At 64.6% G+C, this 24,785-nt stretch carries 17 protein-coding genes and 4 pseudogenes; 3 read left to right on the top strand and 18 right to left on the bottom strand.

All coding sequences use genetic code 11. The features are described 5' to 3' along the window. Positions 1 to 145: 145 nt before the first annotated feature. From ALC15_RS30310 to ALC15_RS30290, 5 genes are all read right to left on the bottom strand, one after another. Positions 146 to 553 (bottom strand): F0F1 ATP synthase subunit epsilon, encoded by a 408-nt coding sequence (locus tag ALC15_RS30310; protein ID WP_050630498.1) that lies wholly within the window; start codon positions 551 to 553, stop codon positions 146 to 148. Positions 554 to 669: 116 nt separating this feature from the next. After that, positions 670 to 2,112, bottom strand: coding sequence for a F0F1 ATP synthase subunit beta (gene atpD, locus ALC15_RS30305; protein WP_050630456.1), 1,443 nt, complete (start codon positions 2,110 to 2,112; stop codon positions 670 to 672). Between the two features lie 26 nt (positions 2,113 to 2,138). Further along, complete coding sequence (locus tag ALC15_RS30300) at positions 2,139 to 3,017, bottom strand: F0F1 ATP synthase subunit gamma (RefSeq protein WP_050630455.1); 879 nt, start codon at positions 3,015 to 3,017, stop codon at positions 2,139 to 2,141. 91 nt (positions 3,018 to 3,108) lie between these two features. Further along, complete coding sequence (atpA, locus tag ALC15_RS30295; RefSeq protein WP_050630454.1) at positions 3,109 to 4,638, bottom strand: F0F1 ATP synthase subunit alpha; 1,530 nt, start codon at positions 4,636 to 4,638, stop codon at positions 3,109 to 3,111. Beyond that, on the bottom strand, positions 4,638 to 5,198 hold the full coding sequence (locus ALC15_RS30290) for a F0F1 ATP synthase subunit delta (RefSeq protein WP_050630453.1): 561 nt from the start codon (positions 5,196 to 5,198) through the stop codon (positions 4,638 to 4,640). Before ALC15_RS30290 ends, atpA begins: the two co-directional genes overlap by 1 nt. 630 nt (positions 5,199 to 5,828) lie before the next feature. On the opposite strand from ALC15_RS30290, the pseudogene ALC15_RS30285 reads away from it, so the two are divergent. Then, a pseudogene (locus tag ALC15_RS30285) lies at positions 5,829 to 6,319 on the top strand (septal ring lytic transglycosylase RlpA family protein). Positions 6,320 to 6,485: 166 nt separating this feature from the next. Here ALC15_RS30285 and ALC15_RS30280 read toward each other — a convergent pair. Continuing rightward, on the bottom strand, positions 6,486 to 8,696 hold the full coding sequence (locus tag ALC15_RS30280; protein ID WP_050630452.1) for a primosomal protein N': 2,211 nt from the start codon (positions 8,694 to 8,696) through the stop codon (positions 6,486 to 6,488). A 244-nt stretch (positions 8,697 to 8,940) separates the two neighbouring features. On the opposite strand from ALC15_RS30280, the pseudogene ALC15_RS30275 reads away from it, so the two are divergent. Together ALC15_RS30275 and ALC15_RS30270 are read left to right on the top strand one after the other, a co-directional pair. Beyond that, positions 8,941 to 9,890: pseudogene (locus tag ALC15_RS30275) on the top strand (tyrosine recombinase XerC). A gap of 143 nt (positions 9,891 to 10,033) precedes the next feature. Beyond that, positions 10,034 to 10,624 carry a DUF4337 domain-containing protein gene (locus tag ALC15_RS30270; protein WP_050630451.1) on the top strand — a complete coding sequence of 197 codons (591 nt, stop codon included), beginning with the start codon at positions 10,034 to 10,036 and terminating at the stop codon, positions 10,622 to 10,624. A gap of 130 nt (positions 10,625 to 10,754) precedes the next feature. On the opposite strand, the gene ALC15_RS30265 is transcribed toward ALC15_RS30270, so the two are convergent. The 12 genes and pseudogenes from ALC15_RS30265 to ALC15_RS30210 form a co-directional block, all read right to left on the bottom strand. After that, positions 10,755 to 11,294: a hypothetical protein gene (locus ALC15_RS30265; RefSeq protein ID WP_050630450.1), complete on the bottom strand. Its 540-nt coding sequence runs from the start codon at positions 11,292 to 11,294 to the stop codon at positions 10,755 to 10,757. A 39-nt stretch (positions 11,295 to 11,333) separates the two neighbouring features. After that, a complete protein-coding gene (lpdA, locus tag ALC15_RS30260) occupies positions 11,334 to 12,734 on the bottom strand; it encodes a dihydrolipoyl dehydrogenase (RefSeq protein WP_050630449.1) in 1,401 nt (466 codons plus the stop codon). A gap of 83 nt (positions 12,735 to 12,817) precedes the next feature. After that, positions 12,818 to 13,566: pseudogene (locus tag ALC15_RS30255) on the bottom strand (SDR family oxidoreductase). A 73-nt stretch (positions 13,567 to 13,639) separates the two neighbouring features. Further along, a complete protein-coding gene (gene odhB / locus ALC15_RS30250; protein ID WP_244486328.1) occupies positions 13,640 to 14,884 on the bottom strand; it encodes a 2-oxoglutarate dehydrogenase complex dihydrolipoyllysine-residue succinyltransferase in 1,245 nt (414 codons plus the stop codon). Positions 14,885 to 15,039: 155 nt separating this feature from the next. Beyond that, a complete protein-coding gene (locus ALC15_RS30245) occupies positions 15,040 to 18,000 on the bottom strand; it encodes a 2-oxoglutarate dehydrogenase E1 component (RefSeq protein WP_050630448.1) in 2,961 nt (986 codons plus the stop codon). Positions 18,001 to 18,255: 255 nt separating this feature from the next. After that, positions 18,256 to 19,136, bottom strand: a pseudogene (sucD, locus tag ALC15_RS30240) (succinate--CoA ligase subunit alpha). A 30-nt stretch (positions 19,137 to 19,166) separates the two neighbouring features. Then, positions 19,167 to 19,643 (bottom strand): DUF1579 family protein, encoded by a 477-nt coding sequence (locus tag ALC15_RS30235; protein WP_050630447.1) that lies wholly within the window; start codon positions 19,641 to 19,643, stop codon positions 19,167 to 19,169. Between the two features lie 2 nt (positions 19,644 to 19,645). Further along, positions 19,646 to 20,842 (bottom strand): ADP-forming succinate--CoA ligase subunit beta, encoded by a 1,197-nt coding sequence (gene sucC, locus ALC15_RS30230; RefSeq protein WP_050630446.1) that lies wholly within the window; start codon positions 20,840 to 20,842, stop codon positions 19,646 to 19,648. A gap of 160 nt (positions 20,843 to 21,002) precedes the next feature. Next, positions 21,003 to 21,971, bottom strand: coding sequence for a malate dehydrogenase (mdh, locus tag ALC15_RS30225; RefSeq protein ID WP_021078790.1), 969 nt, complete (start codon positions 21,969 to 21,971; stop codon positions 21,003 to 21,005). A gap of 223 nt (positions 21,972 to 22,194) precedes the next feature. Beyond that, positions 22,195 to 23,382 carry a cell division protein ZapE gene (gene zapE / locus ALC15_RS30220; RefSeq protein ID WP_050630445.1) on the bottom strand — a complete coding sequence of 396 codons (1,188 nt, stop codon included), beginning with the start codon at positions 23,380 to 23,382 and terminating at the stop codon, positions 22,195 to 22,197. 139 nt (positions 23,383 to 23,521) lie between these two features. After that, positions 23,522 to 24,058 carry an RNA 2',3'-cyclic phosphodiesterase gene (gene thpR, locus ALC15_RS30215; protein WP_050630444.1) on the bottom strand — a complete coding sequence of 179 codons (537 nt, stop codon included), beginning with the start codon at positions 24,056 to 24,058 and terminating at the stop codon, positions 23,522 to 23,524. 167 nt (positions 24,059 to 24,225) lie between these two features. Then, positions 24,226 to 24,726: an arylesterase gene (locus tag ALC15_RS30210; RefSeq protein ID WP_347336335.1), complete on the bottom strand. Its 501-nt coding sequence runs from the start codon at positions 24,724 to 24,726 to the stop codon at positions 24,226 to 24,228. Positions 24,727 to 24,785: the final 59 nt, after the last annotated feature.

Raw genomic sequence — 24,785 nt, 5'->3', positions numbered from 1 at the left:
CAATAAGCATTGATCGCCGGCCGGTGCACGGCGAGCGTTGCTTGGCTCAAGTCCTGACGGACGATGACTGGAAAAGTGTGAGCGATTTCACAAGGTGGCCGGCTCACCCGGCGCAATGGCGCGATCGCGGGTCGGCAACCGCGCCTCAGTGCATAGCGGTCGCGTTGAGCTCGTGCTGGATGCCCTTGAAGTGGTCGAGTCGCTCGATCGCATTGTCGAGCTCGGAGCCCTCGTGCTCGGAGAGCTTTTCCTGCATCTCGGCGATGGTCTCGGCAAACTTCGCGCGATCGAGATCCGCCAGCGCCGTCGCGACGTCGGCGAGCACGGTGAGGCCCTTGTCCGACACCTCGGCGAGACCGCCGAGCACGATGACCTTCTCCTTCTTGCCGGCGGCCGTGATCGTCAGGATACCCGGACGCACGGTGGCGACGACGGGAGCGTGGCCGGCGAGCACGCCGAAATCACCCTCCACGCCGGGAACGTCAACCTGATCAACCTCGCCGGAGAAGGCGAGCTTTTCGGGAGAGACGAGATCGAAGTGGAAGGTGGCCATGGTCTTTCCGTTCTTTGCGCTGTCACCCGCGGGCTCGACCCACGGGTCCATCAGTCAAACTACTTCTCGTGCGATGGATCGCCGGATCAAATCCGGCGATGACGACATCTCGAAGCTTAGGCCGCCTCGGCGGCGAGCTTCTTGCCCTTCTCGACGGCTTCTTCGATGGTGCCGACCATGTAGAACGCCGCTTCCGGCAGGTGGTCGTACTTGCCCTGGCAGAGATCGCGGAAGCCCTTGATGGTGTCGGCGAGGTCGACGAACTTGCCCGGCGAGCCGGTGAAGATTTCGGCGACGTGGAACGGCTGCGACAGGAAGCGCTCGACCTTGCGGGCGCGGGCAACCGTCAGCTTGTCCTCTTCCGACAGTTCGTCCATGCCGAGAATGGCGATGATGTCCTGCAGCGACTTGTAGCGCTGGAGGATCTGCTGGACGAGACGCGCGGTGTTGTAGTGCTCTTCACCGACCACCAGCGCCGACAGCATGCGCGAGGTCGAGTCCAGCGGGTCCACCGCCGGATAGATGCCCTTTTCCGAGATCGCGCGCGACAGCACCGTGGTGGCGTCCAAGTGCGCGAACGAGGTGGCGGGCGCCGGGTCGGTCAAGTCGTCGGCCGGCACGTAGATCGCCTGCACCGAGGTGATCGAGCCCTTCTGGGTGGTGGTGATGCGTTCCTGCAGCGCGCCCATGTCGGTCGCGAGCGTCGGCTGGTAACCCACCGCCGAAGGAATACGGCCGAGCAGCGCCGACACTTCCGAACCCGCCTGGGTAAAGCGGAAGATGTTGTCGACGAAGAACAGCACGTCCTGGCCCTGGTCGCGGAAGTGCTCGGCGACGGTCAGACCGGTCAGGCCGACGCGGGCGCGGGCGCCCGGCGGCTCGTTCATCTGGCCGAACACCAGCGCGCACTTCGACTTCACGCTCGGATCCGGATTGTGCGGATCGGCGTTGACCTTGGATTCGATGAACTCGTGATAGAGGTCGTTGCCCTCACGGGTACGCTCGCCGACGCCGGCGAACACGGAGTAACCGCCGTGCGCCTTCGCGACGTTGTTGATCAGCTCCTGAATCAGCACGGTCTTGCCGACGCCGGCGCCGCCGAACAGGCCGATCTTGCCGCCCTTGGCGTACGGCGCGAGAAGGTCGACGACCTTGATGCCGGTGACGAGGATTTCCGCTTCGGTCGACTGATCGGTGTAGGTCGGCGCTTCCTGGTGGATGGCGCGCACGCCGTCGGCCTTGATCGGGCCGGCTTCGTCGATCGGCTCGCCGATGACGTTGATGATGCGGCCGAGCGTGCCTTCGCCGACCGGTACCCGGATCGGTTCGCCGGTGTCGGTGACTTCCTGGCCGCGCACCAGACCTTCGGTGATGTCCATCGCGATGGTGCGGACGGTCGATTCACCGAGATGCTGAGCGACTTCGAGCACCAGGCGGTTGCCGCCGTTCTTGGTCTCGAGCGCATTCAGAATCGCCGGAAGGTGGCCTTCGAACTGCACGTCGACCACGGCGCCCGTGACCTGGGTAACGCGACCGATCTGGTTGGCTGCTGTAGCCATGGACTGTTCTCCTTCGAAAATCTGCCTTAGACCGCCTCAGCGCCGGAGATGATCTCGATCAGCTCCTTCGTGATCTGGGCCTGACGGGTTCGGTTGTAAATCAGGGTTTGCTTGCGAATCATCTCGCCGGCATTGCGGGTCGCGCTGTCCATCGCGCTCATCTGCGCGCCATAGAACGAGGCGTTGTTCTCGAGCAGCGCGCGGAACACCTGCACCGCGAGGTTGCGCGGCAGCAGGCTGCTGAGGATCTGATCCTCTTCCGGCTCGTATTCGTAGGACGTGGCGGGTGCCGTGCCCGCGGCGGGCTCAGCCACCTCGAGCGGGATGATCTGCTGCGCGGTCGGGATCTGCGCGATCACCGACTGGAAGCGCGAATAGAACAGCGTGCAGACATCGAACTCGCCGGCTTCGAACCGCGCCAGCACCTTGTTGGCGATGTCTTCGGCGTTGGCGAAGCCGATCTGCCGCACCGAACGCAGGTCGAGATGCTCGACGATGCGCTTCTCAAAGGTCCGACGCAGCTGCTCGTAGCCCTTGCGGCCGACGCAGAAGAATTTCACGTCCTTGCCCTGCGCGAGCAGCGTGTTCGCCCGCTCGCGCGCCAGGCGCACGATGGCCGAGTTGAACGCGCCGGACAGGCCGCGCTCGCCGGTGCAGACCAGCAGCAGGTGAACCTGGTCGTTGCCGGTGCCGGCGAGCAGCGCCGGCGCGCCGGGCGAGCCGTTGGCCGCGGCGGCGATGTTGGAAATCACCGCATCCATCTTGGTGGCATAGGGCCGCGCCGCTTCGGCGGCGTTCTGCGCGCGGCGCAGCTTGGAGGCCGCGACCATCTGCATGGCCTTGGTGATCTTCTGCGTCGCCTTGGTCGAGGCGATGCGGACCCGCATGTCTTTTAGTGACGCCATTCTTCGTTCACCCCGGCGATCCGACCATAATGGTCAGATCGCAAGCCTCCGTTCGTCACGCCCGGCAGCGAGCCGGGCGACGCCCCATTCGTTATGCAAACGTCTTGGCGAAGCCGTCGACCGCCGCCTTCAGCTTGGCGGCGCTGTCGTCGGACAGGTCACGGCTGTCGCGGATCGCGTTGAGGATGTCGACATGCTTGCCGCGCAGCAGCGACAGCAGGCCATCCTCGAACGCCTTCACCTTGTTGAGCGGCAGCGCGTCGAGATAGCCGTTGGTGCCGGCCCAGATCACGCAGACCTGCTCTTCCATCTTCAGCGGCGAGAACTGCGGCTGCTTCAGGAGCTCGGTCAGGCGCGCACCGCGGTTGAGCAGGCGCTGCGTGGACGCGTCGAGGTCGGAGCCGAACTGCGCGAACGCCGCCATTTCGCGGTACTGCGCGAGCTCGCCCTTGATCTTGCCGGCGACCTTCTTGGTGGCCTTGGTCTGCGCCGAGGAGCCGACGCGCGACACCGACAGACCGACGTTCACCGCAGGACGGATGCCCTGGAAAAACAGGTCGGTTTCCAGGAATATCTGACCGTCGGTGATCGAAATCACGTTGGTCGGGATGTAGGCCGACACGTCGTTGGCCTGGGTTTCGATGACCGGCAGCGCCGTCAGCGAGCCCAACCCATGGTCCTTGCCCAGCTTCGCGGCGCGCTCGAGCAGGCGGGAGTGCAGGTAGAACACGTCGCCCGGATAGGCTTCGCGGCCCGGCGGGCGGCGCAGCAGCAGCGACATCTGGCGGTAGGCGACGGCCTGCTTGGAGAGGTCGTCATAGATGATCACGGCGTGCATGCCGTTGTCGCGGAAGTATTCGCCCATCGTGCAGCCGGTGAACGGCGCGATGTACTGCATCGGAGCCGGATCGGACGCGGTCGCCGCGACGACGATCGAGTATTCCAGCGCGCCCTGCTCTTCGAGCACCTTGACGAACTGCGCAACCGTGGAGCGCTTCTGACCGACCGCGACGTAGACGCAGTACAGCTTCTGGCTCTCGTCCGGCTGGGCGTTGAGCGGCTTCTGGTTCAGGATGGTGTCGAGCGCGATCGCGGTCTTGCCGGTCTGACGGTCACCGATGATCAGCTCGCGCTGGCCGCGGCCGATCGGGATCAGCGCGTCGATTGCCTTCAGGCCGGTGGCCATCGGCTCGTTGACCGACTTGCGCGGAATGATGCCGGGCGCCTTGACGTCGACGCGCATGCGCTTGTCGGCATGGATCGGGCCCTTGCCGTCGATCGGGTTGCCGAGCGCGTCAACGACGCGGCCGAGCAGGCCCTTGCCGACGGGCGCGTCCACGATCGCGCGGGTGCGCTTGACGGTCTGGCCCTCCTTGATCTCACGGTCGGCGCCGAAGATCACGATACCGACGTTGTCGGTTTCGAGATTCAGCGCCATGCCACGCGTGCCGTTCTCGAACTCGACCATTTCACCGGCCTGAACGTTGTCGAGACCGTAGACGCGGGCGATACCGTCACCGACCGACAGCACCTGGCCAACTTCGGTGACCTCGGCTTCCTGGCCGAAATTCTTGATCTGGTCCTTGAGGATCGCAGAAATTTCTGCGGCGCGGATGTCCATCAGCCTGCCTCTTTCATCGCGTTCTTGATCGAATTGAGTTTGGTGCGAAGCGAACTATCCACCATCCGGCTGCCGAGCTTGACCACCAGGCCACCAATAATGGAGGGATCGACCTTCACGTTGAGCGCGACGTCCTTGCCCGTCACTGACTTCAGTGCGGTCTTCAGGGCGTCGAGATTCTTGTCACTGAGCTGCTCGGCGACGGTGACTTCCGCAGTCGCCTCGCCCTTGAACTTCGCCACCAGCGCGCGATAGGCGCGGATCACATCGGCGACGGCAAACAGCCGGCGATTGGCGGTGAGCACCTTGAGGAATTTTGCCGACGTGCCGGCGATGCCAGCCTTGTCGAGCACCGCGGTCATCGCCTTCAGCTGGGCGTCGGCGGCAAACACCGGGCTACGAACGAGGCGCTTCAGATCAGCGCTGTCGTTGAGCATGGCTTCGAATTTGTCGAGGTCGGCCCGGACTTGATCGACGGAATTCTCGTCGCGCGCCAACTCGAACAGGGCCGTTGCATAACGACCGGAAACTCCCGAAACGGACGGATCTTCAGCAGCCACGAGCTCGCTCTTTTTTGCTGTCAAATTCGCAAGGGAAAAACCGTCGCCACCAAAGCAGCGCCTAGCGATCCAAGCCCTTGGAATTCAAGCGGGACTTCGATTTTCGACCGGCACAGGACATGCCGGGACCGTTAAAATCGCGGCTTTGCTAACATAGCAATCGCGCAGGTGCAACATGACGGCATCGTGCGAGCCGCCTTGTCGCATGCGGTTTTTCGCGACCGCGGCCGGTACTCGAATCGGAGAAATTCGGCGCGCGGAAATCCGGCGCGGCCGGCTCCGATTCGCATCTCCCGATTTTGTTCCATAGGAATTTGCATGGGCCTATGGCTGACGCGCAGGGAACCCGAAGCGGCCCGCCGCTTCATTTCGCGATTACTTACCGAAACCTTACAACCAGGCCGATAATCAGTATTCGCAAGTATTCAGATCATTAAAAATCAGTTAACGACCAAGGTTACGGAACCTCGATTGAATACCCCAAAGCGGTAACAAGATATTTCAGCCCGAGACAATCGGGATTTACTGCCCAATTCGTGCCTCATTGCGAAATCAAACGGCCTTGGTCAACGAAGGGACGGGGGTTCCACTTGCCGCGTTAGCGGCAATACTGTCTGAGGGTCTTAATCAATGTCGAATATCAAGAAGGCGGCGGGCAACGTAACCCGCTCGCGTACGGCGCTTGCGTTTGTCGCCGCAACTATCCTGGTCGGGGGCAGCGTGACGGAGGCGTCCGCGAAGTCCAGGCACCACCATCATCGCCACCACCATCATCACCACGCCCGCGCCGAAGGCTCTTCCTGGCGCGACGCCAATGCATCGATCCAGCCGTCGGGCGGCCACACGTTCTCGGGGATGGCCTCCTTCTACGGCAATGAATCGGGCAGCCGCACCGCTTCCGGCCAGCGCTTCAACCAGAACGCCATGACCGCGGCCCATCGCTCGCTGCCGTTCGGCACCAAGCTCCGCGTCACCCATGGCGGCCGCAGCGTCGTCGTCACCATCAACGATCGCGGCCCGTTCGTCCGCGGCCGCGTGCTTGACCTCTCGACCGGCGCAGCCGCGCCATCGGCCTGACCGGCGCCGGCGTCGGCCGTGTCACCGCCGAGGTCGTGTCCTAAAGCTCTTCGTTTGAGCATGATCTTTTCGGAAAACCGCTTCGCACTTTTCCGGATCATGCTCCAACGTGTTCAGTAAGCGTTGCGTTGCGTAACGGCCGCGAGGCCTGCTTCGCGCCAAAAGGCCTGCCGTCGCGAATGACGGCAGGCTTTTTCTTGGCAGGCACCCTCACAGGAAGCTCTGCGGATCGACGTCGACCTCGAGCTTCAGATTGCCCTTGGTCTTGGGGCCGGCTTCGAGCCATTCGCGCAGATATTGCGACAGGTCGACATTGCGCAGCGACTTCACCAGCAGGCGGAAACGGTAGCGGCCCTTGATCACGGCCAGCGGCGCCTCGGCGGGACCGAGCACCTGGATCCGCTCATCGAGCGGCGCGACCGCGGCGAGCTTGCGGGCAAAGCCTTCCGCGGTCGGGCGATCGCCGGCGGAGACGATCAGGCTCGCCAGCCGGCCGAACGGCGGATAGCCGGTGCGTTCGCGGATCTCGATCTCGCTGGCGTAGAACGCTTCGCGGTCGTTCGCGATCAGGGCCTTGATGACCGGATGCTCGGGCTGGTGGGTCTGCAGATAGCCGACGCCGCGGCCCTGCTCGCGGCCGGCGCGCCCGACCACCTGGTTCAACAGCTGGAACGTGCGCTCGGCGGCGCGCGGATCGCCGTTGCTCAGGCCGAGATCGGCGTCGATGACGCCGACCAGATTGAGCCGCGGGAAATTGTGCCCCTTCGCCACCAGTTGCGTGCCGATGATGATATCGACGCGCCCCTCGGCGATCTCGTTGAGCTCGCTGCGCATGGTCTCGATCGAGGTGATGAGGTCGCTCGACAGCACCATGGTGCGGGCCTCGGGGAAGATGCTTGCCGCCTCCTCCTGCAGACGCTCGACGCCGGGGCCGACCGCGACCAGCGATTCCTCGGCTGCGCAATGCGGACAGATGTTCGGGCGCGGCATCGAGAAGCCGCAATGATGACAGACCAGCCGCTGCCGGAATCTGTGATCCACCAGCCAGGCATCGCAGATCGTGCAGGCGAAGCGGTGGCCGCAGCCGCGGCAGAGCGTCAGCGGCGCATAGCCGCGGCGGTTGAGGAACAGCAGCGCCTGCTCGCGGCGCTCGATCGCGTGGCGAATCTGTTCGGCCAGCACGGGCGAGATGAACCGCCCGCGCGGCGGCGGCGCGCGCCGCATGTCGATCGCCTCGATATGCGGCATGTGCTGGCCGCCGAACCGCGACGGCAGCGCGACGCGCTGGTAGCGCCCCTTGCGCGCATTGACCTCGCTCTCGACCGATGGCGTCGCCGACGCCAGCACGATCGGGATCTTTGCGATATGGGCGCGGACCACCGCCATGTCGCGCGCGTGGTAATGCGCGCCGTCGTCCTGCTTGTAGGCCTGGTCGTGCTCCTCATCGACGATGATCAGGCCGAGATCGGCATAGGGCAGGAACAGCGCCGAGCGGGCGCCGACCACGACCGGTGCCTTGCCCTCCGATATCGCCGCCCAGTTGCGCGCCCGGGTGCGCGGCGTCAGCTCGGAATGCCATTCCAGCGGCCTTACGCCGAAGCGCTGCGCGAAGCGGTCGAGGAACTGGCCGGTCAGCGCGATCTCCGGCATCAGGATCAGCGTCTGCTTGCCGCGGCGGATATTCTCGGCGATCGCCTCGAAATAGACCTCGGTCTTGCCCGAACCGGTGACGCCGTCGAGCAGTGCGACATGAAAGCTGCCGCTCGCCGCCAGCGTCCGCATCACGTCGACCGCGCTGCGCTGCTCGCGCGAGAAATCCGGCTGCGCATAGGAGGGATCGGGGATGGGTGGCGGCGCCGGCGGCGGCATCGCCTCGACCGTCAGCGTGCCCTCGTCGACCAGGCCGTCAACCACGCCCGAGCTGACCCCGGCCTCGCGTGCCGCCTCCGACTTGCCGTGCAGCAGGCGGTCCGACAGCACCTCGATCAGCCGCTGGCGCGCCGGCGTCAGCCGCCGCGGCGGCTCGCCGACCAGTCGGACGCCGAGCCGCGTCCGCTCCGGCCCGAGGTTTTCGCCCATCCGCAGCGTCATCCGAAGCACCATGCCGCGCGCCGACAGCGTGTAGGTGGAGACCCAGTCGACCAGCTGGCGCAGCTCCGCCCTGAGCGGCGGAACATCGAGCTTCTCGCTAACGTCCTTGAGCCGGTTGTGCAGCCGCGGATCCGGCTTGGCATTCTCGGCCCACACCACCGCGACAACCTCGCGCGGCCCGAGCGGAACAGAGATCACGTCGCCGGGCGCAAGCTCCATGCCGCGCGGCACGCGGTAGGAATAGGTCTGGTTCAGCGCGACAGGCACCAGCACGTCGACGACTCGTGTCGTCGACGCGGCGGCTGAGCTGGGGCGTGTGGTGTGGTCCATTAAACCAGAGCTTTGGAGTCCGAACTTTGCACCGGGCTAGAGATTTGGTTCTGAATGAATCAGAACCAAATCTCCAGCTTCTTGTTTTGACGCGTTTTCTTCACGCAAACCGGCCTCCACTTGGCTCGAAAACGCTCTGTCACCGCCATACGGTCTTAGCGATCGGTAAACGAAGGCAGTGCGATATAATCAGGAGAATCGCAGCGCCAATAGCCCTTACCAGATGGCCCGGATCGATCAGCCCATGCAACCGCTCGAGCTCGACTGCGCCGACGCGTCGGTCACGCAGGAGATGACGCGCTGGCTGTCGCATCTGCGCGCGGAGCGGCGGTTGTCGCCGAAGACGCTCGAGGCCTACGCCCGCGACGTGCGGCAATGCCTGGCCTTCCTCGCCGAACACTGGGGCGCGCGCGTGACGCTTGCGGCCTTCTCCGCACTTGAAGCGAGCGATGTCAGAGCCTTCATGGCGATGCGCCGCGCGGACGAGATCGGCGGGCGATCGCTGATGCGGGCGCTGGCGGGCCTGCGCTCGTTCGGACGCTTCCTGGAACGCGAAGGCAAGGGCAAGGTCGGCGCCCTTTCGGCGATCCGCGCGCCCAAGGTTGCGAAGAGCCTGCCGAAGCCGATCCACATGGAAGCAGCGAAGCGCTTCGCCGACGCAGACGAGCGTGCCGGCGAGGAACGCGAGACCTGGATCCTGGTGCGCGACGCCGCCGTGATGGCGCTGCTCTACGGCTCGGGCCTGCGCATCTCCGAGGCGCTCGGCCTGAAGCGGCGCGACGTGCCGAAGCCGGGCGAAGGCGACGTGCTGGTCGTGACCGGCAAGGGCAACAAGACCCGCATGGTGCCGGTGCTGCAAAACGTGCTGCAATTGATCGCGGACTATGCGGCGATCTGCCCGCACCAGCTCAGCCCCACTGGACCGATGTTCGTCGCGCGCGCGGCGGTCCGCTGAGCCCGCGCATCATCCAGCTCACCATGGAGCGGCTGCGCGGCGCGCTCGGCCTGCCGGACAGCGCAACGCCGCACGCGTTGCGGCACTCCTTCGCGACCCATCTGCTGAGCCGAGGCGGCGACCTGCGCGCGATCCAGGAATTGCTCGGCCACGCCTCGCTGTCGACCACGCAGATCTATACCGGCATCGATAGCGAGCGCCTGCTCGAAGTCTATCGCTCCGCGCACCCGCGCGGCTGAACGGCAGACCCGGGTCCAGAACAGACACCGGATTCGGCGCGCGTCATGCTGCGTTCATCTTCATACGGCTAACCACAAACTGGCGCCCCTTGCCTTGTGCACCGCATTCGGCAATCGTGGCACAGTCTCATCGGAGGGGAATCATGAGCGCACATGAAAGTATGGAGCACGCGGAGCATGCCGAGCATGCGTCGGGCGAGAACAAGAAGATCGCGCTCCTGATCGCCGTGATCGCGCTGTGCCTGGCGCTGTCGGAAACCCTGGGCAAGGGCGCCCAGACCGAATCGATCAGCAAGAATGTCGAGGCCTCGAACCTCTGGGCCTTCTTCCAGGCCAAGAGCATCCGCCGCACCGCGGTGCAGACCGCGGCCGAACAGGGCAAGCTGAACCTCGCGACCACCACCGACGAGGCGGCCAAGGCCGCGCTGCAGAAGCAGATCGACGACTGGCAGAAGACCGCGGCGCGCTATCGCTCGGAGCCGGAGACCGGCGAGGGCTCGGAGCAACTCTCCGAACGCGCCAAGCACGCCGAGCATGAGCGCGACGAGGCGACCGCGAAATACCATCACTTCGAGCTTGCTTCCGCGGCCTTCCAGATCGCCATCGTGCTGGCGTCCGCGACCATCATCACCGGCATCGCCGCGCTGGCCTGGGTGTCCGGCCTGGTGACGCTTGCCGGCGTCGCGATGACGCTGCTCGGCCTGTTCCAGCCGCATCTGCTGCATCTGCATTGAGAGAGCTGGCGGGCGCCACACTAATCCCGTCATTGCGAGCGAAGCGAAGTAATCCATCCATCAGCATACGCGGAAGCATGGATTGCTTCGTCGCTATCGCTCCTCGCAATGGCGGAATAAACAGCCCCGATTAAAGCACCTTGCTGGTCTGATGCACGCTTTTGCGGAAGCGCGCGATCAGGCGCAGCGTGCGGGCGGTCCAGCCCTCCCCGTCGCCAGCGATCATCTCGCGGATGCGCCGCTTGATCGGGTCGACCAGCGCGTTGGCCTTGGCCCGTAGCGTCATCACGTAATTATAGAGCGCCTCGAACCAGGGCATCTCCAAAAGCTTCGACCGCGTCACGTCGAACAGGAAGGCCGTGACGCCGACGCCGAGGAATTTGGCGAACAGGATCAGCGAGACTGCGCTGAACCAATATTGGTTCGCCAGCAGCCAGAGGCCGACCAGCTTGAGCGGAAACAGCGGGATCAACGGCACGACGAAGACGATCAGCGTCATCGCCGGCGACAGCGAATCGACCCGGTCGGCCAGCCATTGCTTGAGCGCCCGCAGCGGAATCCACGCCACCACCCGGGCCACGATCGGCTCGAGATGGTCCCACAGCCAAGCCTCGATCAGGAAGATGATCGCAAGCAGGACCCAGAACGGCTGAAGCAGTCGGCGCAACATCGCTATGATCTCAACCGGCTCACGCCGGACGTTCGATCATCACATATGGATGGCGCGTTTGCCTACCGCAAGCGCGGCTTCCTTGATCGCCTCGGAGCGGGTCGGATGGGCGTGGCAGGTACGCGCCAGATCCTCGGCCGAACCGCCGAATTCCATCAGAACGCAGGCTTCGTGGATCATTTCGCCGGCTTCGATGCCGACAATGTGGACGCCGAGCACCCGGTCGGTCTTCGCATCTGCGAGAACCTTCACGAAGCCGTCGGTGGTCTGATTGACCTTGGAGCGGCCGTTCGCGGTGAACGGGAATTTGCCGACGGTATAAGCGACGCCGGCCTGCTTGAGGTCTTCCTCGGTCTTGCCGACCGACGACACTTCCGGCGTGGTATACACAACACCTGGAATGACGTCGTAGTTCACGTGGCCGGCCTGGCCCGCGATGATTTCGGCGCAGGCAACGCCCTCGTCCTCCGCCTTGTGCGCCAGCATCGGCCCGGCCACGACGTCGCCGATCGCGTAGATGCCCTTCACATTGGTCGAGAAGTGCGAATCGATCTCGACACGGCCGCGATTGTCGAGCGCAACGCCGGCTTCCTTCAGCCCTAGGCCCTCGGTGTAGGGCACGCGGCCGATGCAGACGAGCACCACGTCGGCCTCGATGGTCTCGGCGGCGCCGCCGGCGGCCGGCTCGACCTTGGCCTGCAGCGTCTTGCCCGAGGTGTCGACCGAGGTGACCTTGGCGCCGAGCTTGAAGGCAAAGCCCTGCTTTTCGAGGATGCGCTGGAATTGCTTCGCCACCTCACCGTCCATGCCGGGCAGGATGCGGTCGAGGAATTCCACCACGGTGACCTTGGCGCCGAGACGATGCCAGACCGAACCGAGCTCGAGGCCGATCACGCCGGCGCCGACGATCAGCAGGCTGCCGGGGACCTTGTCCAGCGACAGCGCGCCGGTCGACGACACGATGCGCTTCTCGTCGATCTCGATGCCCTTCAGCCGCGCGATGTCCGAGCCGGTCGCGATCACGATGTTCTTGGTCTCGACGGTCTCGGACTTGCCGTCTCCGGAGACCTCGACCTTGCCGGCACCGAGGATCTTGCCGGTGCCCTTGAGCACGTCGATCTTGTTCTTCTTCATCAGGAACTCGACGCCCTTGACGTTGCCGTCGATGCCCTGCTGCTTGAAGTTCATCATCGCCGGCAGATCGAGCTTCGGCGCCGGGACGCTGACGCCCATCTTGGCGAAGGAGTGCCCGGCCTCCTCGAACATCTCGGAGGCGTGCAGCAGCGCCTTCGACGGCATGCAGCCGACATTGAGGCAGGTGCCGCCCAGCGTCGCATTCTTCTCGACGACGGCGACCTTCATGCCGAGCTGCGCCGCGCGAATCGCGCAGACGTAACCGCCGGGGCCGGTGCCGATGACGACGAGATCGTAAGAAGCCATGATTGAGGTCCTGTAGCTAAACTCTGTGACAGTTGGGGGACGCGATCCGATCGGGAAGACGCGTCCCGCTGCTTGATCGGATCCTAGCGACCGCCCGACACGTCGAGGATCGCGCTGGTGACGTAGGACGCCTCGTCCGAGATCAGCCAGACGATGGCGTTGGCGATCTCATCCGCGGTACCGACGCGCTTCATCGGCACCATATGGGCGAGCCGGTGCGCGCGATCGGGCTCGCCGCCGGCGGCATGGATGTCGGTGTCGATCAGCCCGGGCCGGATGCCGGCGACGCGGATGCCTTCGCCCGCGACCTCGTAGCCGAGGCCGACCGTGAAGGAATCGATCGCACCCTTGGAGGCAGCGTAATCGACATAGGTGTTGGGCGCGCCGAGCTTCGCCGCGACGGAGGACAGGTTGACGATGACGCCGCCCTTGCCGCCGTGCTTGGTCGACATCCGCTTCACCGCCTCGCGCGCGCACAGGATGCTGCCGGTGACGTTGACCGCCATCATCTGCTGGATGCGCTCGGCCGACATCTCGTCGACGCGCACACCGCTCTTGCCGACGATGCCGGCATTGTTGACCAGCGCACCGAGCGTGCCGAAGCCATCGGCGGCCTTGAACAGGGCAAGGATGTCCTGTTCGCTGCCGACGTCGCATTTCACCGCGATCGCCTTGCCGTTGCTGGCCTCGATCGCGGCGACGACCTCATTGGCCGCAGCCTGGTTCGTGGCGTAGCGACGACAACACGATAGCCGCGCGCGGCAGCAGCAAGCGCGGTGGCGCGGCCGATGCCGCGGCTACCGCCGGTGATGACAACGACCTTGTCCGTCACATTGATCCCCAAAGATAAGCACCCAACGAATCGCGGCGCCCGATCCGATCGGACGCCGCGCGCGATTATGACCTCAGAGGTCCAGCACCAGGCGGGCCGGATCCTCCAGGCTCTCCTTGACGCGCACCAGGAAGGTGACCGCTTCCTTGCCGTCGATGACGCGGTGATCGTAGGACAGCGCCAGATACATCATCGGCCGCACTTCGATCTTGCCGCCGACCACCATCGGCCGCTCCTGGATCTTGTGCATGCCGAGGATGCCGGACTGCGGCGCGTTGAGGATCGGCGTCGACATCAGCGAGCCGTAGATGCCGCCATTGGTGATGGTAAAGGTGCCGCCCTGCATCTCGTCGATCTTGAGCTGGCCGTCGCGGGCGCGGCGGCCGAAGTCGGCGATTCCCTTCTCGATCTCGGCAATCGACTTGTGATCGCAGTCTCGCACCACGGGCACCACCAGGCCGCGGTCGGTGCCGACCGCAACGCCGATATGGTAGTAGTTCTTGTAGATCAGGTCGGAGCCGTCGATCTCGGCGTTGACGGCCGGGATGTCCTTCAAGCCTTGCACGACCGCCTTGGTGAAGAAGCCCATGAAGCCGAGCTTCGAGCCGTGCTTCTTCTCGAAAGTATCCTTGTAGAGCGCGCGCAGCTTCATCACCTCGGTCATGTCGACCTCGTTGAAGGTGGTCAGCATCGCGGCGGTGTTCTGCACGTCCTTGAGGCGGCGCGCGATGGTCTGGCGCAGCCGGGTCATCTTCACCCGCTCCTCGCGCGCGGCGTCGTCCGCCGGCGACGGCGCACGGACCTGCACCGCGGCGGCCGGCTGGTTGACCGGGGTCGGCGCCGAGGCGGCCTTCTCGATCGCGGCCAGCATGTCGCCCTTGGTGACGCGGCCGTCCTTGCCCGAGCCCGGAACGGTCGAGCGTCGACGCCGCTTTCGGCGGACAGCTTGCGCACCGAGCGCGAGCGGCGCATCCGCCGGCGGCACCTTGGGGGCAGCCGGGGCCGCTGCGGGAGCGGCGGCAGGCGCCGGCGCTGCGGCCTTGGCGGGAGCGGCGGCCGCGGCAGCGGGCTTGGCGGCGACGGCGCCGTCATTGATCTGGCCGAGCAGCGCGCCGACGGCGACGGTCTCGCCGTCCTTGGCGATGATCTCGCCGAGCGTGCCGGCGACCGGCGCGGGCACCTCGATGGTGACCTTGTCGGTTTCCAGCTCCACCAATGGCTCGTCCACCGCAACGGCCTCACCAGCTTTCTTGAACCAGCGGCCGATCGTGGCCTCGGTTACGGATTCGCCGAGCGTTGGAACGCGAATTTCAGTCATGGTCTTTTCCTCGATAACCTTGCGGTCGAAAAATTTTTCCGGCCATTATCCGCCAAAGCGGACGACCCGGTATTCCGTGACGACAGCCATTTCGCTGAATGACGCGGGATACCGGATGCCCCGCGCAAGGCGGGGCATGGCTTCAGTGAAGATTGCTAGTTCAGTGCGTCGTCGAGCAGCGCCTTGAGCTGCGCGAGATGTTTCGACATCAACCCGGTGGCGGTCGCCGCCGATGCCGGACGGCCGGCATAGCGCGGACGCTTGTTGGCTGCGTTGGTCTGGTTCAGCACCCACTCCAGATAGGGCTCGATGAAGTGCCAGGAGCCCATGTTACGGGGCTCTTCCTGGCACCAGACCATCTCGGCATTCTTGAAGCGGCCGAACTCCTGCACCAGCGCCTTCAGCGGCACCGGATAGAGCTGCTCGATGCGCATCAGGTAGATGTCGTCGATGCCGCGCTTCTCGCGCTCCTCGTACAGGTCGTAATAGACCTTGCCGGAGCACAGCACGACGCGACGGATCTTGTCGTCCGGCAGCAACTTGATCTTCTCGTCCGGCAGCATCTGCGCGTCATCGTACAGGATGCGGTGGAACGTCGCGTTCTTGCCGAGCTCGTCGAGCCGCGACACCGCGCGTTTGTGGCGCAGCAGCGACTTCGGCGTCATCAGGATCAGCGGCTTGCGGATCTCGCGATGCAGCTGGCGCCGCAGCACGTGGAAGTAGTTCGCCGGGGTGGTCGGATTGACCACCTGCATGTTGTCCTCGGCGCACATCTGCAGATAGCGCTCGAGGCGCGCGGAGGAATGCTCCGGTCCCTGCCCTTCATAGCCGTGCGGCAGCAGGCAGACGAGGCCCGACATGCGCAGCCATTTGCGTTCGCCCGAGGAGATGAACTGGTCGAACACCACCTGGGCGCCGTTGGCGAAGTCGCCGAACTGGGCTTCCCAGAGCGCCAGCGCATTCGGCTCGGCCAGCGAGTAGCCGTACTCGAAGCCGAGCACCGCCTCTTCCGACAGCAGCGAGTTGATGACCTCGTAGTGGCCGGTGTCTTCGCCGCCGAGATGGTTGAACGGCGTGTAGCGGCTCTCGTCCTCCTGGTCGATCAGCACCGAATGGCGCTGCGAGAAGGTGCCGCGCTCGGAATCCTGGCCGGACAGACGCACGTGATGACCTTCCTGCAGCAGCGTGCAGAATGCCAGCGCCTCGCCGGTCGCCCAGTCGATCCCGATCCCGCTGTCGATCGCCTTGGCGCGATTGTCGAGGAAGCGCTGGATGGTGCGGTGGACGCGGAAACCGTCCGGCACCTTGGTGATCTTGCGACCGATATCCTTGAGCACCGCGACATCGACGCCGGTGACGCCGCGGCGGGCATCCTCTTCCTGATCGGCGATCTTGAAGCCCGCCCACTTGCCGTCGAGCCAGTCGGCCTTGTTCGGCTTGTAGCCGGCGCCGGCCTCGAACTCGGCATCGAGGCGCGCGCGCCAGTCGGCCTTGGCCTTCTCGACCTCGCCCTCCGTGAGCACGCCTTCGGCGACCAGCCGCTTGGCGTAGATCTCCAGCGTGGTCGGGTGCGAGGCGATGCGCTTGTACATCACCGGCTGGGTGAACGCCGGCTCGTCGCCCTCGTTGTGGCCGTGACGCCGGTAGCAGAACATGTCGATGACGACCGGCTTGTGGAATTTCTGCCGGAACTCGATCGCGACCTTGGCCGCGAACACCACAGCCTCGGGATCGTCGCCGTTCACGTGGAAGATCGGCGCGTCGATCATCTTCGCGACGTCGGACGGATAGGGCGACGAGCGCGAGTACCGCGGATAGGTGGTGAAGCCGATCTGGTTGTTGACGATGAAGTGCAGCGAGCCGCCGGTGCGATAGCCCTTCAGGTCGGACAGGCTGAAGCATTCCGCCACCACGCCCTGGCCCGCGAAGGCCGCGTCGCCGTGCATCAGGAGCGGCAGCACCGAGATGCGCATGTCCGGCGGATCGCCGTGCTGATCCTGCTTGGCGCGCACCTTGCCCATCACGACGGGATCGACGATCTCGAGATGCGACGGGTTTGCGGTCAGCGACAGATGGATGTTGTTGCCGTCGAACTCGCGGTCCGAGGACGCACCGAGGTGATACTTGACGTCCCCGGAGCCCTCGACCGAGTCGGGGTTGGCCGAACCGCCCTTGAATTCATGGAACAGCGCGCGATGCGGCTTGCCCATCACCTGGGTCAGCACGTTGAGGCGGCCGCGATGCGGCATGCCGACCACGATCTCCTTCACGCCGAGATTGCCGCCGCGCTTGATGATCTGCTCGAGTGCCGGGATCAGCGATTCGCCGCCGTCGAGGCCGAAGCGCTTGGTGCCGGTGAACTTGGTGTCGCAGAATTTCTCGAAGCCGTCGGCCTCGATCAGCTTGTTGAGGATCGCGCGGCGGCCTTCCGGCGTGAAGCTGATCTCCTTGTCCGGACCTTCGATGCGTTCCTGGATCCACGCCTTCTGCGCAGCGTTGGAGATGTGCATGAACTCGACGCCGAGCGTCTGGCAGTAGGTGCGTTCGCAGATCTGCACGATCTCGCGCAGCGTGCCGTATTCGAGGCCGAGCACGTGGTCCAGGAAGATCTTGCGGTCGAAGTCGGCCTCGGTGAAGCCGTAGGAGCGCGGATCGAGTTCCTCGCGGTCGCGCGGCGCCTCGATGCCGAGCGGATCGAGCTTGGCGTGGAAATGGCCGCGCATCCGGTAGGCGCGGATCAGCATCAGCGCGCGAACCGAATCGCGGGTGGCCTGGTGGACGTCGGCGTCGGACAGTTCGGCGCCCTTGGCCTGCGCCTTGGCCGCCAGCTTGCTGCCGACCGCCTTCTCGACCTGGGCCCAGTTGCCGTCGAGCGCCGAGGTCAGCTCGTCGCGCGGTGTCACCGGCCAGTTGGCGCGCCCCCAGGAGGCGCCCTCGGCGTTCTTCTGGACGTCGGCCGGGGCGTCCTTCAGGCTCTTGAAGAAATCCTGCCACTCGGCGTCGACCGACGACGGGTCCTGCTCGTAGCGGGCGTAGAGGTCGTCGATATAGGCGGCGTTGGTGCCCTGCAGGAATGAGGAGAGTGCAAAAGCGGCGTTCGCGTCTTGGCGAGACATGGGGCAGTCCTGGTGATTTTTTCGGTTCGCGCGTAGGAGACGGCGCAAGTGCCGGTCTGGGAAGAGCGCCGGCTGGATGGATATCCTTTATCCTATCTAGGTCGGATATTCCTGCCTAAAAGAACCAAGAAATGAATATATTTTCAATACTTATTGATCCGCCCATTGGGCGGTAACGAAACAAAATGGCGGTGTTTCCGGGGCGGAACCCGCCCGGAAACACCGCCATAGCCCCAAAGGGAACTCGGCCGACAATTACTTCAACATCTCGGCAAGCGTGTGCCCGAGCCGTGCCGGGGACGGCGACACCTTGATGCCGGCACCTTCCATCGCCGCAGTCTTGGAACCGGCATCGCCCTTGCCGCCGGAGATGATCGCGCCGGCATGACCCATGCGGCGGCCGGGAGGTGCGGTGACACCGGCGATGAAGCCGACCATCGGCTTCTTGCGGCCGCGCTTGGCCTCGTCCTTGAGGAACTGGGCCGCATCTTCCTCGGCCGATCCGCCGATCTCGCCGATCATGACGATCGACTTGGTCTTCTCGTCGGCTAGGAACATCTCGAGCATATCGATGAACTCGGTGCCCTTGACCGGGTCGCCACCGATGCCGACCGCGGTGGTCTGGCCGAGGCCTTCCTGGGTGGTCTGGAACACCGCTTCATAGGTCAGGGTGCCGGAGCGGGAGACGATGCCGACCGAGCCGGGCTTGAAGATGTTCGCCGGCATGATGCCGATCTTGCATTCGCCGGCGGTCATCACGCCGGGGCAGTTCGGCCCGATCAGCCGCGACTTCGAACCGGACAGCGAGCGCTTGACGCGCACCATGTCGAGGACCGGAATGCCCTCGGTGATGCAGACGATCAGCGGGATCTCCGCATCGATCGCCTCGCAGATCGCATCCGCCGCGCCCGGCGGCGGGACATAGACCACGCTGGCGTCGGCGCCGGTCTTCTCGCGCGCCTCGGCGACAGTGTCGAACACCGGCAGGTTGAGATGGGTCGAGCCGCCTTTGCCCGGCGCCACGCCGCCGACCATCTTGGTGCCGTAAGCGATCGCCGCTTCCGAATGGAACGTGCCGTTCTTGCCGGTGAAGCCTGGCAGATGACCTTGGTGTTCTTGTCGATCAGAATGGACATGGTTCGAGATGCTTTCGCGAGACGAAGGGTTTAGTGGATACGCCGGTACACGCCGGTGAGCACGTCGGCCCACCCTTCCGCGTCAGGCGAGAACTGGATCTTCATGTTGTAGGTGTTGTCGTCGACGACCTCGTAGACGTGACGGGCATTGCCGCGCAGCGAGCCGCGCACCAGGATCAGCGACTTGCCCGCCCAGCCGCCGGAGGCCGGCGACGGCGGGTAGTAACCGAGCGAATCGTGCCAGAACAATTTGTAGGCCCGATCGTCGCGGTCGTAGGTGAAGACGCCGTGGGTGGCGAAGCTTTCCTTGCCGTCGCGGGTCTGCACACTGTCCTGGATCAGATAGAAGCCATTGAGCGCGATGCGCGCAACGACATGCGAGGTGGCTGGACCGCCGCCGGTCCAGCGCGACGGAAAGACCATCTCTTCGCCGTTCCACTCGCCCGCGAAAGCCGCGAGCTTGCGGTGTTCGTCCAGCGGGGTCGGAGCGTCGAGATGATCGGCCATCGTTAGCCTCCCTTGACGGCTTTCACGATCTTCTGTGCGGCGTCATCGAGATTGTCGGCGGGCAGAACGTTGAGACCGCTGTCGCGGATGATCTTCTTGCCCTGCTCGACATTGGTGCCTTCGAGGCGCACCACCAGCGGCACCTTGAGGCCGACCTGCTTCACCGCGGCGACCACGCCCTCGGCGATCACGTCGCACTTCATGATGCCACCGAAGATGTTGACCAGGATGCCCTTCACGTTCGGATCGGCAGTGATGATCTTGAACGCGGCCGCGACCTTCTCGACGCTGGCGCCGCCGCCGACATCGAGGAAGTTCGCCGGCTCCATGCCGTACAACTTGATGATGTCCATCGTCGCCATGGCGAGGCCGGCGCCGTTGACCATGCAGCCGATCGTGCCGTCGAGCGCGACATAGTTGAGATCGTATTTCGACGCCTCGATCTCCTTGGCGTCTTCCTCGGTCTCGTCGCGCAGCGCGACCACGTCAGGGTGACGGTAGAGCGCGTTGCTGTCGAACGACACCTTGGCGTCGAGCACGCGGAGCTGGCCCTGCTTGGTGACGACCAGCGGGTTGATCTCGAGCATCGCCATGTCCTTGGCGGCGAACGCCGTGTAGAGCTGGCCGGTCAGCTTCTCGGCCTGCTTGGCGAGATCGCCGGTCAGCTTCAGCGCCTTGGCGACGGTACGGCCGTGATGCGGCATGATGCCGGTGGCGGGATCGACCGAGAAGGAGACGATCTTCTCCGGGGTCGAATGCGCGACGTCCTCGATATTCACGCCGCCTTCGGTCGACACCACGAAGGAGATTTCCGAGGTCTCGCGATTGACCAGGAGCGAGAGGTAGAACTCCTTGTCGATGTCGGAGCCTTCCTCGATGTAGAGGCGGTTGACCTGCTTGCCGTGCGGGCCGGTCTGCACCGTGACCAGCGTCGCGCCGAGCATCTGCTTCGCGAACTCGTCGACCTCGGCGACCGACTTGGCGATGCGGACGCCGCCCTTGTCGCCGGCGGAGGCTTCCTTGAACTTGCCCTTGCCGCGGCCGCCGGCATGGATCTGGCTCTTCACCACCCAGATCGGACCCGGGAGCTGCTTGGCCGCCGCATCGGCTTCTTCCGGCTTCAGCACCGCGACGCCGCGCGAGATCGGCACGCCGAATTCATGCAGGAGTGCCTTGGCCTGGTATTCATGGATATTCATGGAACGACGCTCCCAAACCCTCGTACGGCGAACTTCTCGTCAGCCCTGACGCTGGCATACCATATACCAAGGCTCACGCAACTACAAAATCCGCCAGAATTTCATCATCTTGCACCCGACAGGCGATTGATATCGCCTATCGGGTCATTGCCGATTGAGATTACTTGCCGAGCAGATCGGGCGCGATCTTCTTGCAAGCATCGACCAGGCCCTGCACCGCGCCGACCGACTTGTCGAACGCCTCGCGGTCCTTGCCGGCCAGCTCGATCTCGACCACGCGCTCGACACCCTTGGAGCCGATCACCGTGGGCACGCCGACATACATGTCCTTCACGCCGTACTCGCCGTTGAGATAGGCGGCGCAGGGCAGCACGCGCTTCTTGTCCTTCAGATAGCTCTCGGCCATCGCGATCGCCGACGCGGCCGGCGCGTAGAACGCCGAGCCGGTCTTGAGCAGGTTGACGATCTCGGCGCCGCCGTTGCGGGTGCGATCGACGATCTCGTCGATGCGCGCCTGCGAGGTCCAGCCCATCTTGACGAGGTCGGGCAGCGGAATGCCGGCAACGGTCGAGTAGCGGGTCAGCGGCACCATGGTGTCGCCATGGCCGCCGAGCACGAAGGCGGTGACGTCTTCGACCGAGACGTTGAATTCGTCGGCCAGGAAATAGCGGAAGCGCGCGGAGTCGAGCACGCCGGCCATGCCGACCACCTTCTTGTGCGGCAGGCCGGAGGCCTTCTGCAGCGCCCACACCATCGCATCGAGCGGATTGGTGATGCAGATGACGAAGGCGTCGGGGGCGTACTTCTTGATGCCGGCGCCGACCTGCTCCATGACCTTGAGGTTGATCGACAACAGATCGTCGCGGCTCATGCCGGGCTTGCGCGGCACGCCCGCGGTGACGATGCAGACCTTGGCGCCGTCGAGCGCTTCATAGGAATTGGCGCCGACCAGATTGGAGTCGAAGCCGTCGACCGGCGACGACTGTGCGATGTCGAGCGCCTTGCCCTGCGGCACGCCCTCGGCGATGTCGAACAGCACGACGTCTCCGAGCTCCTTGAGGCCAACGAGGTGCGCCAGCGTTCCGCCGATCTGTCCGGAGCCAATCAGTGCAATCTTGTCGCGTGCCATGGGAAATCAGTCCTTTGAACTGGTGCAGGAGGGAGAGGGAAGTCGGTTGCAAGGGTGGTTATCCCTTTCGAATGATCCATTCAAGTCAGGGCCTGCCCGATTGCAGGCCGTGCCTGCAATTCGGTCAGGCATGCCAGCAACATCCACCCGGAGACACGAAAAGTTGCGCCGAACCGGGCCACCCGCAAGACCGAACTTCAAGACCGAATTTCAAGCCTGGAGTTCAGGTCTCGACCAGGCCGGTCGAGGAGCCGCTGGCCGAGGAGTCCTTCCGGCCGTGCGGCAGCGCCAGATAGGATTCCGAGCTCATCTCGATCAGGCGCGAGGACGTGCGCTTGAACTCCATCGCCTCAACGCCTTCGTCCGCAAGGTACAGCGACACCGGATCGGCCTCGGCCGAGGCCATCAGCTTCACGGCATTGTCATACAGCGTGTCGATCAGCGAGATGAAGCGCTTGGCGGCATTGCGCTCGGCGTAGTCCATCACCGGAATGTGGTCGACCAGGATCGTGTGGTAGTCGTGCGCGAGCCTCAGATAGTCCGACGCGGCAAGCGGCTTCTCGCAGAGTTCGGCAAAGCTGAAGCGCGCGACGCCATGCGAGGAGCACGGCACGTGCAGCACGCGCCCCTTGATCGCGATGTCGCGCGACTTGCACGGCGCGTTGCCGGTCATCTTGCGCCAGGCCGCATCGAGCTCGGCATCGGCCGCTGCATCCGCCGGCACCAGCCACATCTTGACGCCGAACAATTTCTCCAGCCGGAAGTCGGTGCGCGCATCGAGCCGCAGCACGTCCATGTGGTCTGAGATCTGCGCGATGAACGGCAGGAACAGCGCACGATTGAGGCCGCCCTTGTAGAGATCCTCAGGCGCAACGTTCGAGGTCGCGACCACGACGGTGCCGAGATCGAACAGCTTTGCGAACAGCCGTCCGAGGATCATCGCATCGGCGATGTCGGTGACGTGGAATTCGTCGAAGCAGAGCAGCCAGGCTTCGTCGAAGATCGCCTGCGCGGTGAGCGCGATCACGTCGCCGTCGGCGATGTCGCCGCGCGCGATCTGCTGGCGATAACCGTAGATGCGCTCATGCGCCTCGGCCATGAATTCGTGGAAATGCGCGCGGCGCTTGTGCTCGACCGGGCTCTGCTGGAAGAACAGATCCATCAGCATGGTCTTGCCGCGGCCGACCTCGCCATGGACATAGAGGCCGCGCGGCGGCTTGTCGTCCTTGTCGCCGCCGAACAGCCGCCCGAACAGGCCCTGCTTGCGCTGCGGCTTGTAGCTCGCGAGCCGCTCCTCCAGCGCGCCGAACGCTTCGGCGGCGGCGGCCTGTGCGGGATCGGCCTCGATCGCACCGGAGGCGACCAGGGCGTTGTAGTGTTCGAGAAAGGAACTCGGCGAGGTGGACAGCATGAGCCCACCTTACGGCCCTACTGCGCGGCAAATTGCAAGCCGTGAATTGTGCCAACGGGGTATGCAAGCGCGAACTCTTGCATGCCACAGCCGACCGCACGGCCTTGCCGGGCGCCTTTGGACGCGATCCCCGGAAACCCTACGCGCAGAGCTCGTAGGAATCCTCGACCACGTAGGGACCGCCGCCTGTCGACGCGCGCGACGAGAACAGCACGAAGCGATCCGCCGTGAAGGTGCGGCTCGGAAAATAGCCGCGCACGGACAGATAATCCGCGACGTCCTGGCTCGACGCATCATGCAGACGCGCGAGCGTGACATGTGGCGTGAATTTCCTGCCCTCGGGATCGAGCCCCATCCGCTGCATCATCCGCTCGAGCTCGGCCTGCAGTTCGATCAACGGCCGGCTCGGCTCGACGGCGGCAACCACCGCACGCGGCTTGCGTCCGCCGAAGCTCGACAGGCCCTGCAATTTGACCTCGAACGGTTTGCGGTTCACCCGAAACAGCATCGTCGCGATCTCGTTGGCCCAGAGGCCGTCGATATCGCCGATGAAGCGCAGGGTGACGTGATAATTTTCGGGATCGATCCAGCGTGCGCCGGGAAGGCCACCACGCAAGCTGGAGAGGGTTTGGCCGATATCGGCCGGAATTTCCAGACCAGTGAACAGACGCGGCATCGCTATAATCCTCGATGCTTGGCGCGGGTTTTGGGAGCCCGCACCCTGTAACAAGCCCGGCGACGAATCACCGACGCCTATTTGTACCCGAGATATGTGACTCTGCGAAGCACGAGGCGTTAACAGCTCGTAAACCTACGGACGCAACGCGCCGCACTGCCTGTGTTTCAGCTGCGTTGCCCTGATAATGCGCCGAGAAATGCCTCCACTGTGGGCAGGATATTCTTCACGACGATGTCCACACCTTCCGCCGTCGGATGCATGCCGTCGGCCTGATTGATCTTCGGATTAGCAGCAACGCCATCGAGGAAGAACGGATAGAGCGGCACGCCGAAGGATTTCGCCAGATCCGGATAGATCGCGTTGAACTTCGCCGCATACTCACTGCCATAGTTCGGTGGCGCGAGCATGCCGCACAAGAGCACCGCGATCTTGCGCGCCTGCAACTTTGTGATGATGTCCGAGAGCGCCTTGCGCGTCACCGCGGGATCGATGCCGCGCAGGGCGTCGTTGGCACCGAGCTCGACGATCACGACATCGGTTCCATCGGCCACCGACCAGTCGAGCCGCTCGCGGCGCCCGAGGCGGTATCGCCGGACACCCCGGCATTGGTCATATCGACCTTTATCCCCTTGGCTTCCAAGGCTTTTTGCAGCCGGACCGGAAATGCCGCCTCGGCCGGAAGGCCGTAACCGGCGCTCAGGGAATCGCCCAGAACCACCATTTT

The sequence above is a fragment of the Bradyrhizobium viridifuturi genome (assembly GCF_001238275.1).
Classification (GTDB): domain Bacteria; phylum Pseudomonadota; class Alphaproteobacteria; order Rhizobiales; family Xanthobacteraceae; genus Bradyrhizobium; species Bradyrhizobium viridifuturi.
The sequence above is the reverse complement of the archived record's forward strand: the minus strand, read 5'-3'. Positions and strand labels throughout refer to the sequence as shown.

Excerpts from the sequence above, each read along its gene's own strand:
- ALC15_RS30310 (WP_050630498.1), bottom strand. The coding sequence starts at position 553 with ATGGCCACCTTCCACTTCGATCTCGTCTCTCCCGAAAAGCTCGCCTTC.
- atpD (WP_050630456.1), bottom strand. The coding sequence starts at position 2,112 with ATGGCTACAGCAGCCAACCAGATCGGTCGCGTTACCCAGGTCACGGGC.
- ALC15_RS30300 (WP_050630455.1), bottom strand. The coding sequence starts at position 3,017 with ATGGCGTCACTAAAAGACATGCGGGTCCGCATCGCCTCGACCAAGGCG.
- atpA (WP_050630454.1), bottom strand. The coding sequence starts at position 4,638 with ATGGACATCCGCGCCGCAGAAATTTCTGCGATCCTCAAGGACCAGATC.
- ALC15_RS30280 (WP_050630452.1), bottom strand. The coding sequence starts at position 8,696 with ATGGACCACACCACACGCCCCAGCTCAGCCGCCGCGTCGACGACACGA.
- ALC15_RS30270 (WP_050630451.1), top strand. The coding sequence starts at position 10,034 with ATGAGCGCACATGAAAGTATGGAGCACGCGGAGCATGCCGAGCATGCG.
- ALC15_RS30265 (WP_050630450.1), bottom strand. The coding sequence starts at position 11,294 with ATGTTGCGCCGACTGCTTCAGCCGTTCTGGGTCCTGCTTGCGATCATC.
- lpdA (WP_050630449.1), bottom strand. The coding sequence starts at position 12,734 with ATGGCTTCTTACGATCTCGTCGTCATCGGCACCGGCCCCGGCGGTTAC.
- odhB (WP_244486328.1), bottom strand. The coding sequence starts at position 14,884 with ATGACTGAAATTCGCGTTCCAACGCTCGGCGAATCCGTAACCGAGGCC.
- ALC15_RS30245 (WP_050630448.1), bottom strand. The coding sequence starts at position 18,000 with ATGTCTCGCCAAGACGCGAACGCCGCTTTTGCACTCTCCTCATTCCTG.
- ALC15_RS30235 (WP_050630447.1), bottom strand. The coding sequence starts at position 19,643 with ATGGCCGATCATCTCGACGCTCCGACCCCGCTGGACGAACACCGCAAG.
- sucC (WP_050630446.1), bottom strand. The coding sequence starts at position 20,842 with ATGAATATCCATGAATACCAGGCCAAGGCACTCCTGCATGAATTCGGC.
- mdh (WP_021078790.1), bottom strand. The coding sequence starts at position 21,971 with ATGGCACGCGACAAGATTGCACTGATTGGCTCCGGACAGATCGGCGGA.
- zapE (WP_050630445.1), bottom strand. The coding sequence starts at position 23,382 with ATGCTGTCCACCTCGCCGAGTTCCTTTCTCGAACACTACAACGCCCTG.
- thpR (WP_050630444.1), bottom strand. The coding sequence starts at position 24,058 with ATGCCGCGTCTGTTCACTGGTCTGGAAATTCCGGCCGATATCGGCCAA.